We start from the raw sequence: 2342 nt of genomic DNA, 5'->3' as shown, positions 1-2342 counted from the left end.
TCACCAGGCGGGTATCGGCACGCGTCAGGCGGTACGCCACCGCATCCGGCCCGAAGGCGGTGAACAGCGGCTGGTACACCGCCCCGATGCGCCAGGTGGCCAGCACCGCGACCAGCAGTGCGCTCGAGCGCGGCAGCATGCAGGCGATGCGATCCCCCTCCCCCAGCCCCTGGGCGACCATCCAGCCGGCGAGCCTTGCGCTCATGGCCTCGAGCTCGGCGTAGGTGAAGGCGTGCACCTGGCCCTGGGTATCTTCGTGGATCAACGCGCGCGTATCGCCGCGACCCTCGCGCACATGGCGCGCGCAGCAGGCATCGAAGGCATTGAGCTTGCCATCCTGGTGATCATCGAGAGCGGCGATCAAGGCATCCGCCGAGAAGCCCTCGAGATACTCGGCATAGGAGAGGGAAACGGTCATGGCGACTCTCTTTTATTGTTGGTAGACGCAAGACGAGGCGCATGTCCGTTTACGTCAACGGAAACTCGCCATGTCACCAACGCTAAAGAGATTGCCCATCCGGCGCAAGCGGGTAGCGCGGGAAACGACTTAGACGATGGTCGGGTAGCGACACGCCGCCTCAGCCGCGCCTGATCATCGCGACCAGCTCGTCGGCGAGTTCGTCCGGGGTGCGAGCGCCTTCCGGGTCGTACCAGCGAACCGTCCAGTTGAGCGCGCCAAGCACGAAGCGCACGACCAGAAAGCGGTCGCCGCGCACGAGCCCCGCCGCCAAGGCATCGTCGATCACCTGGACCCACAGCGCTTCGTAGGCGTCGCGCAGATGGCGCAGGTGGGCGCTGGTCGCGGTGTCGAGCCGGCGCCACTCGAAAAGCGCCACCACGTGGGCGTTGCGATCGGTAAACAAGGTATCGAGATGCGCGCGGGCCATGGCCGTCAGTCGCGCCTGCGGCGTGGCCTCGCAACGGGCAAGCGCGGCCCGGGCCACCGCCAGCGCATTCTGGGTGCCCTCCTCGATCACTGCGGCAAGTATCTCCTGCTTGTCCTTGAAGTGATGAAAGAGGCTCCCCGACTTGATGCCCATCTCCTTGGCCAGCATGCGCACCGTGGTGCGATCGTACCCCTGCTGGACGAAGAGCGACGCCGCCAGCCGCGTCAGTTTCTTGCGACGCGCAGAGCCATTCATTACATTCATGGTAGTCCCACTAGCGCTTGCCTGGTCAGCGTCGAGCAGACCACACCCCCGCCCGACGGGTCAACGAAGCACGTCTCACGCGCATTGAGCAGGCCCTACCCTGCCAATGCCACGAGCGCGACGTCACAAGCGCGACGTCACAAGCACAATAAAGCGACAGGAGTTTTACATGAGCCACGCCACCGACGTTGTCTTTCTCTCCGCCACCCGCACCCCCATGGGCGCGATGATGGGGAGCCTTTCGAGCCTGAGCGCCCCGCAGCTTTCAGCCGTGGCCATTCGCGCCGCCATCGAGCGCGCCGGCATCGCTCCGGAGGCCATCGAGGAAGGCATCCTGGGCTGCGTGCTGCCCGGTGGCGTCAAGCAGGGCCCCGCCCGCCAGGCCATGCGCCAGGCGGGCATTCCCGATACCATCGGCGCCACCACCATCAACAAGCTCTGCGGTTCGGGGATGAAAGCGGCCATGCTGTGCCATGATCTGATCAAGGCCGGCACCAACGAGGTCATGCTCGCCGGCGGCATGGAGTCGATGTCCAACGCCCCGCACATCCTGACCAAGGCGCGCGGCGGCTACCGCCTGGGCCACGGCGAGCTCAAGGACCACATGTTCTACGACGGCCTGGAGGATGCAGAGACCGGCAAGCTGATGGGCGTGTTCGCCCAGGAGATCGCCACCGAGCGCGGCTATACCCGCGAGCGCCTCGACGACTTCGCCATCGCCTCCCTCGAGCGGGCGATGAAAGCGAGCGAGAACGGCTCGCTCGACGCCGAAATGGCGCCGGTCACGGTGACGACCCGCCAGGGTGAAATCGTCGTCGACCAGGACGAGCAGCCCTTCCAGGCAAGGCTCGACAAGATCCGCACCCTGCGTCCGGCCTTCGCCAAGGACGGCACCATCACCGCGGCGAACGCAAGCTCCATCTCCGATGGCGCCTCGGCGCTGATCATCGCAAGCCGTGAAGCCGCCGAGCGCCTGGGAGCCAAACCGCTGGCGCGCATGCTCGGCCACGCCACCCACTCGCGCCACCCGAGTGAATTCACCATCGCCCCGGTGGGCGCCATCCAGGCGCTGCTGGACAAAGTCGGCTGGAACGTCGAGGACGTGGATCTTTTCGAGATCAACGAAGCCTTCGCCGTGGTCACGCTGATGGCCATCGACGATCTGGGCCTCGATCACGCCAGGGTCAACGT

3 protein-coding genes are annotated in these 2342 nt (G+C 66.0%); 1 reads left to right on the top strand and 2 read right to left on the bottom strand.

The features are described 5' to 3' along the window. A partial coding sequence (locus tag BIS11_RS15405; RefSeq protein ID WP_253586477.1) for an AMP-binding protein occupies positions 1-418 on the bottom strand: 418 nt, incomplete at its 3' end. 160 nt (positions 419-578) lie between these two features. Further along, positions 579-1142 carry a TetR/AcrR family transcriptional regulator gene (locus tag BIS11_RS15400; protein ID WP_253424962.1) on the bottom strand — a complete coding sequence of 188 codons (564 nt, stop codon included), beginning with the start codon at positions 1140-1142 and terminating at the stop codon, positions 579-581. Between the two features lie 178 nt (positions 1143-1320). Between BIS11_RS15400 and BIS11_RS15395 the strand changes: the two genes are divergently transcribed. After that, the coding region (locus BIS11_RS15395) for an acetyl-CoA C-acyltransferase (protein ID WP_253586476.1) at positions 1321-2342 on the top strand (1022 nt) is incomplete at its 3' end.

It is taken from the genome of Halomonas sp. 707D4, assembly GCF_024158685.1.
In the GTDB taxonomy this organism is placed as follows: domain Bacteria; phylum Pseudomonadota; class Gammaproteobacteria; order Pseudomonadales; family Halomonadaceae; genus Vreelandella.
Note: the sequence above shows the minus strand (reverse complement) of the source record. Positions and strands in the feature narration are given on the sequence as shown.

Excerpts from the sequence above, each read along its gene's own strand:
- BIS11_RS15400 (WP_253424962.1), bottom strand. The coding sequence starts at position 1,142 with ATGAATGGCTCTGCGCGTCGCAAGAAACTGACGCGGCTGGCGGCGTCG.